Annotated in this window: 7 protein-coding genes; 4 read left to right on the top strand and 3 right to left on the bottom strand. The window is 69.0% G+C overall.

Annotation, left to right across the window (positions count from 1 at the left end; translation table 11 throughout):
* Window positions 1–156 precede the first annotated feature (156 nt).
* Window positions 157–597 carry a MarR family winged helix-turn-helix transcriptional regulator gene (locus DPV79_RS41185; protein WP_021162076.1) on the top strand — a complete coding sequence of 147 codons (441 nt, stop codon included), beginning with the start codon at window positions 157–159 and terminating at the stop codon, window positions 595–597.
* A 269-nt stretch (window positions 598–866) separates the two neighbouring features.
* On the opposite strand, the gene DPV79_RS41180 is transcribed toward DPV79_RS41185, so the two are convergent.
* The gene (locus DPV79_RS41180; RefSeq protein WP_113048148.1) at window positions 867–1364 is read right to left on the bottom strand and encodes a DUF2938 domain-containing protein; all 498 of its coding nucleotides are present in this window, start codon (window positions 1362–1364) and stop codon (window positions 867–869) included.
* Between the two features lie 140 nt (window positions 1365–1504).
* On the opposite strand from DPV79_RS41180, the gene DPV79_RS41175 reads away from it, so the two are divergent.
* Together DPV79_RS41175 and DPV79_RS41170 are read left to right on the top strand one after the other, a co-directional pair.
* A complete protein-coding gene (locus DPV79_RS41175; RefSeq protein WP_060052882.1) occupies window positions 1505–1930 on the top strand; it encodes a helix-turn-helix domain-containing protein in 426 nt (141 codons plus the stop codon).
* Between the two features lie 114 nt (window positions 1931–2044).
* Window positions 2045–2872, top strand: a complete 828-nt coding sequence (locus DPV79_RS41170; protein WP_133295799.1) for a hypothetical protein — start codon at window positions 2045–2047, stop codon at window positions 2870–2872.
* A gap of 5 nt (window positions 2873–2877) precedes the next feature.
* Here DPV79_RS41170 and DPV79_RS41165 read toward each other — a convergent pair whose 3' ends face one another.
* Window positions 2878–3759, bottom strand: a complete 882-nt coding sequence (locus DPV79_RS41165; protein ID WP_113048146.1) for a helix-hairpin-helix domain-containing protein — start codon at window positions 3757–3759, stop codon at window positions 2878–2880.
* A 180-nt stretch (window positions 3760–3939) separates the two neighbouring features.
* Window positions 3940–5481, bottom strand: a complete 1542-nt coding sequence (locus DPV79_RS41160) for a sigma-70 family RNA polymerase sigma factor (RefSeq protein ID WP_113048145.1) — start codon at window positions 5479–5481, stop codon at window positions 3940–3942.
* Between the two features lie 298 nt (window positions 5482–5779).
* On the opposite strand from DPV79_RS41160, the gene DPV79_RS41155 reads away from it, so the two are divergent.
* A partial coding sequence (locus DPV79_RS41155; protein WP_113048144.1) for a hypothetical protein occupies window positions 5780–6170 on the top strand: 391 nt, incomplete at its 3' end.

The following is a 6170-nucleotide window of genomic DNA, read 5'->3' as shown; positions in this document are numbered from 1 at the left end:
GGCGTCGGCGGCGGGGTTCAAGCGGGTGTCTCCGTGGGGCGGTCGCCGTGGGCGGCGATCCGGTATCGCTGGAATTATAAGCACGCTTATTATAGATCCGCTTATCGCCGGGCCGCGAGCGATGGGCGGCTGTCGGCTTGACCCTATAATCCCCGCATGGACAAGACCTACGAGAACCGGATCGGCTACCTGATTTCCGACGTGGCCCGCCTGAACGGGCGCCTGTTCGACCGGCGCGCGAAGCGCATCGGGCTGACGCGCGCGCAAAGCCGCGTGATCGCATACCTGACGTGGAAGGGCGAGATGAATCAGGCGCGGCTCGCCGAATGGCTCGAGATCGCGCCGATCTCGCTGACCCGGTTGCTCGACCGGATGGAAAGTTATGGCTGGATCGAGCGCGTCGCGAACGACGACGATCGCCGTGCATTCGTGATCCGGCTGACCGACAAGTCGCGCGAGATCTTTCCGCAGATGCTCGAAGTGGGTGACACCGTCGTCGACGACGGTTTGCGCGGCTTCACGCCCGACGAGCGAGATACGCTGGTGCGGCTGCTCGGGCGCGTGCGCCACAACCTGATCGACTGCGGCGGGGAGTGATGGGTGGCGTCATCCGGGCCGGCCGGATGCGCGGGTTGACCGCAACGGGAAGACCGGGTGGCCGTGCGCAGGCGTGCCACTTGGCCCGTATGACGGCATGGGCGTGGACATTGCCTCGCCGTTGCGCCCGTACGGCGGCCCGACGCGGCCATCGCTCGGCTCGCGCGGGACAAAGCGCCCGGCAAACTTCGACGAAGCGCTTGTGCGGGCGTCGACGTCGGCTCCGTGGAGCCGACGCTACTCGTCACGGCTTCGGCAAGACGGTGTGCTCAATGGGGCAGTGCTGCCAGCGTGAACGCCGCCAGGTAAAGTCCCACGCCGTACGACAGATGCGCGATGACACTGCGCCGGCGCGCGACGCCCGGGTGCGGCGTGCGTGACGCCGCGATGCCGAGGCCGAACGCGGGCTGCATCACGAAGAACGGCGCGACCACGCTGGCGAGGCCGGCGACGAGCGCGGGGAGCGGTGTCGGAGTGCCGATCCATGCGGTGCCCGCGATCGCGACGGGCAGCGCCGCGAACGCGATGCCGATCGCGTAATGCGCGATCCAGCCGAGCGAGCGTTCACCCGGCACGGGCGGCGCGGCGGCGATCGACGCGTGCCGGAACCGGCCTTGCGTCATGTGACCGATCCAGCGGCCGACCAGCGCATGGTCGAGCGACGGAATGCCGAATGCACGCCGGCGAAACAGCGCCCACAGATCCATCACGAGCGTGGCGCCCGTGCCGATCTGCAACAGGTTGAGCACGACGTCGGGCAGGCTCATCGCGGACCACCGGCGCGGAGGGTGACGGCCGCGCGGCGCAGCGGGATACAGCGTGGTTTCGGCGGTTTCATGGCAGTCAGGGCTTGTCTTTGTGGAGTCGAGCGCCTATCTTGCAACTTCAAGTTCACTTGAGGTCAAGCATGAGTCGGCTGGACATTGCGGATGTGGCGCGGCGCTCGGGATTGCCCGCGTCGACGCTGCGCTACTACGAGGAAAAGGGGCTGATCGTCCCGATCGGCCGCCACGGGCTGCGGCGGCAATACGACGAGTCGGTGCTGGAGCGGCTGGCACTGATCGCGCTTGGCCGCGAGGCCGGTTTTTCGCTCGACGACATCCTCGCGATGGTGGACACGGACGGCCTGCCTGCGATCGATCGCGCGAAGCTCGACAGCAAGGCCGACGAACTCGACCGCACGATCCGCCGTCTCGGCGCCGTGCGCGATGCGCTGCGGCACGCGGCCGTGTGCCCGGCGGCGAACCATCTCGAATGCCCGTCGTTCCAGAAGCTGCTGCGCATTGCCGCGCATCGCAATCCGGCGCGTCGCGCGAAGGCGGAAGGCGCATAGGTATAGCAGGCCCGCGCGATGTGCGGGTGTCATCAGCAGTCCGGCGGCAGGGCGGCGGCGCCGCCATTCCCGGCCGGAATTCGAAAACGAAAGCAGGAACAACGGGGTTGACGCGTGTCGTTATTGCTTGCGCCATTGCTGGTGCTTTATGTGCTTCCGGCCGCATATGCGGCATCGAAGGTCGGGCCGCACTACGGATTTCTCGCGAGGTGCGCGACGATGGCGGCCGTGCTGGCGGCGCAGACTGCCCTGCTGACGTGGGGAACTGCCTGGGTGAAGCGACGGCGCGGGGGCAGCGCGCAGCCCGAGACGGCCGCGCAGGCCGTACCGGCCGACAGTCCGGACGACGAACCGGCTGACGACGCCGAAGACGCCGGCGATGCCGGCGACGCGCCCGACGTACCGCTTCGATACGGCGAGCATGCACGATTCAAGCAAGTGGTTCCGATGGCTGGCAACGCACGGCCCGACGTCGCGCGCTATTTCTACGACAACGCGAAGCGGACGATCGAATCGTATGTGGACGTCGAGACGGGGCACGGCGATTCGGGCGCGTCGATGGTGTCGATGGCCGAACTTGCCGTCGAGGATGGAGCGTCGGCCGCGCCACCTGACCAAACGCTGACCGTGTTCGTGTCGAACGACGGCGCATGGTCGGGGTTCCGCGTGGGCGACGACAGCTTCCGCTTCCGTCACGGCGCGATCACGAGATTGCGGCTCACGCGGGTGATACCGATACGCTGGAAGGGCGGCTACACGGTGACGTTGTGGTTCGACGTGCCGAACCGGAAAAGCGGCGCCGATTACGTGTCGTATTCGACCTGGTTCGATCTCGAGGTGGAATATTCCGGTCGCCGCACACGCGCGCTCACACATGCCTGTCGCGAGATCGCGTCCGTGCTCGGCGTGGCGTTCGACGTCGACGAAACCTCCGACGACTGACTGACTCAGCCCGCGTAGTACACGCGGCATTCCTGCTCGCGCCCGCGCACGATGCGCTTGCCGACGAGCGAGCCGACCGTTTCGGTGAAGACGGTGCGCTGGTGTTCGCGCTGCCCGGCGTCGTAGAAATAGAGCGAGACCCAGTCGGTCGGGCGGGAGGCCTCCGGCGTGCGCATCGCGGCAAGCAGGCACAGCGCCGTGAAATGCCAGCCTCCCTTGGTCATGTGCATCACGGGCGACGGCACGTAACCGTCCACGTTCAGGCGCCGGTGCGCGAGCGTCGGCAACACGCCGGCGGCGGCCTTGTTGCGGTACAGGCGGTCGATGTAGAGCAGCAGTTCGACAGGAGGCTCGGTGCCGGGGCCGGCGTCCTGCACGTGGCCCTGCCAGCGCCGGCGGCGGCTCAGCACGTCGTCGAGCGCGGTGCGGATGCCGGCTGCGCGCCGCGGGCCGACGCCCGAGATCGTTTCGAGCTGGCCGTTGCGGGCCGCGCGTTCGAGCTCCTCGAGCGTATCGATGTGAAGCAGGTCGTGAATGCGTAACGCGAGCGCGTGGCCGATACCCGGTACCGCTTCGAATGCGGAGGTGCGTACGGCGTCGCCGCACAGCCGGTCGAGCTGCCGCCAGCGCCCGGTCACCAGCAGTTCGGCAATCGCCTGGGCGACCCCCGTGCCGATCTCGGGCAACGTACCGAGCGCATCGACGCCGCCGGACTCGAACAGCGTGCGGATGTCGAGGTCGAGCGCTTCGACCGTCCTGGCCGACGCGCGGTACGCGGCGACCCGGTAAGGATTCGCGCCCTGGTCAGCCAGCCGTTGCGCTGCCTCGCGCAGGCAGGCCGCGATATGCCGGTTTTCCTCGTACGTTTGGCTGGCGCTCGTCTGCATCGCGAGGGACCCGGGGAAGCACAAACGGAATGGACACGGCGAACGATGCGCCGGTCGGCGTTTCATCATTGTCGCGACACGCGTTGAAGAAAACTTGACGCACGTCAATAGCAAACGTAGCACAGGTGCGAGGCGCACGGTCGTGCCGATCGGGGCACGACCGTGCGTCGCGTGATGCGGTCACGCGTCGAGAAACGACTGCGCGTTCTCGGCCTCGGCAGCCGTGCGCAACGTGGCGAGTGCCCGTTTCTCGATCTGGCGCACGCGTTCGCGCGACATGCCGGCGTCGTGCGCGATCGCATCGTAGGTATCGGGCTCGGCGCCGCCGAGGCCGAACCGCCGGCGCAGCACGTCGGCCTCGGCCGGCGTGACCGACCGGAGCAGCGACCGCACACACTCGCGCATGCGCGTGTCGGCCAGTTGCTCGAACGGGCTGGCCGACGCCTGGTCCTCGATCAGCTCCACGAGGCCGGTGTCCGCGTCGGGCAGCGGCGCATCGAGCGACACGGGCTCGGCAGGCAGCGCGAGCACCGCACGCAGCTTGTCCTCGTCGAGACCGGTTTCGGCCGCGAGTTCGGCCGGCGTCGCCCGGCGCCCCGTGCGCTGGTGAAAACGCAGTGCATGCCGTCGCACACGCTGGTACTGGTCGCCCACGTGCACGGGCACGCGGATCGTGCGAGCGCGATCCGCGACCGCGCGCGCGATCGCCTGGCGGATCCACCAGGTCGCATAGGTCGAGAACTTGAACCCGCGGCGGTATTCGAATTTCTCGATCGCGCGCATCAGGCCGAGGCTGCCGTCCTGCACGAGATCGGGCAGGTCGACGCCGCGGTTCATGTACTTGCGCGCGATCGACAGCACGAGCCGCAGGTTCGCCTCGAGCATCGCGCGCGTGGCGTCGCGCACTTTCTGCTGGCCGTCGGCGAGCGCTGCGGCGAGTGCCCGCCGCGCGACCGCGTCGAAGCAGGCGGCTTCGCCTGCTTCGGTGCCGTGCGGCGCGGACGCGAGCGTGCCCATGACGTGGCTCGCGTCGTCGACCGCCGGTGCGAGCCACGCGATCGAGCCGAGCAGGGCCGCCATGCGGTTACGCGCGTCGCGGTATTCGTCCGAACGGACGCCATGCGCGTGCAACGCGCCGCGCAGGGCCCCGACGGCCGCCTGCAGTGCGTCGTAGCTGGCCGGCGCGGGCGTGTCGGGGGCGTCGCCGTCGCCGTCGGAAGACCCGGCGGCGCCGGTCGTCGCCGTCGCGCGGTGACGCGCAAGCAGCGAGTCGACCGCCGCCGGATAGCCGGCGATCGCATGCAGGATCTGGTGACGGCCCGTCTCGAGTTCGCGGGCAAGCACGATTTCGCCTTCGCGCGTGAGCAGCGGCACCGCCTGCATGCGCCGCATGTAGAGCGCGAGCGGGTCGGTCGACGCGCTCGTGCCGCGTGCGAGGTCGCCGAGCATCGCGCGGCCTTCGTCGAGCGCATCGCGATCGACGTCGACCGGCGACGAACCGGCGAACGGCGCAGGCGCGGCCGGCTCGTCGAGCACGGCGATGCCGATGTCGGCGAGTGCGGCGCGCACGACGTCGAGCGCGTCGGGGCTGTCGCTTTCGGGCGGCAGCGCGTCGACGAGGTCGGCGTGGGTCAGATAACCCTGTTCGCCGGCGAGCGCCAGCAACTGGATGATCGGATCGAGCGGCGTGTCCGCCCGGGGAGTGGGGCGTGGCGTAGTCATGTCGATGGCGGCGTGAACCGCGCTCCTGTCTGGGCGGGCCGAAGTCCGCCGGTTTCGGGCCGCCGGTTGCTCGCGAACCCCGTCCGCGCCGGCCAGCCTGACATCGTTCAAGTTGAGGGCATTTGCGCGAACTTCAACGCGAGCGCGGCAGACCTGCCAGCACGCGGCGTGCCTGCACGCGCGTCTGGTGCAGGAAACAAAAAGTAACCGATCATACCGGGCGGAAATCTGCAGGGGACGTAAGCTAGAGTCAGGCGCGCAGCCTGGCTGCGCAGCGCAGATTCCGCCGGAGCAAGAAATGACCCTGATTCCCGCCGCGAGGTGTGCGGCATTCGCGTTGACCACGCTGGCCCTCGGCGGCTGTTATTACACGAGTCTGTACGGTAATGCGCCGTATTACGCGCCGGCGCCGGCCACGCTGACGCAGCGCGAGATACCCGTCACGCCGGCTGCACCGGGTAGCGCCGCACCGAGCCAGGGCTCGACGGCGGTCGCGCCGCCCATGGCCGACCCGGCTCCCGTCTACGTCGCGCCGGCCTATCCGCCGCCGTATCCCTATCCGTATCCGTACTATGCCCCCGCGTATTACCCGGGCTGGTACGGCTGGGGAGCGCCGGCGATCTCGGTCGGCTTCTGGGGCGGCTGGGGCGGTGGCCACTGGCGCGGACGCGGCGGGGACTGGCATCGTC

This window comes from Burkholderia reimsis (assembly GCF_003294055.1).
GTDB lineage: Bacteria > Pseudomonadota > Gammaproteobacteria > Burkholderiales > Burkholderiaceae > Burkholderia > Burkholderia cepacia.
The sequence above is the reverse complement of the archived record's forward strand: the minus strand, read 5'-3'. Positions and strand labels throughout refer to the sequence as shown.

Excerpts from the sequence above, each read along its gene's own strand:
- DPV79_RS41185 (WP_021162076.1), top strand. The coding sequence starts at position 157 with ATGGACAAGACCTACGAGAACCGGATCGGCTACCTGATTTCCGACGTG.
- DPV79_RS41180 (WP_113048148.1), bottom strand. The coding sequence starts at position 1,364 with ATGAGCCTGCCCGACGTCGTGCTCAACCTGTTGCAGATCGGCACGGGC.
- DPV79_RS41175 (WP_060052882.1), top strand. The coding sequence starts at position 1,505 with ATGAGTCGGCTGGACATTGCGGATGTGGCGCGGCGCTCGGGATTGCCC.
- DPV79_RS41165 (WP_113048146.1), bottom strand. The coding sequence starts at position 3,759 with ATGCAGACGAGCGCCAGCCAAACGTACGAGGAAAACCGGCATATCGCG.
- DPV79_RS41160 (WP_113048145.1), bottom strand. The coding sequence starts at position 5,481 with ATGACTACGCCACGCCCCACTCCCCGGGCGGACACGCCGCTCGATCCG.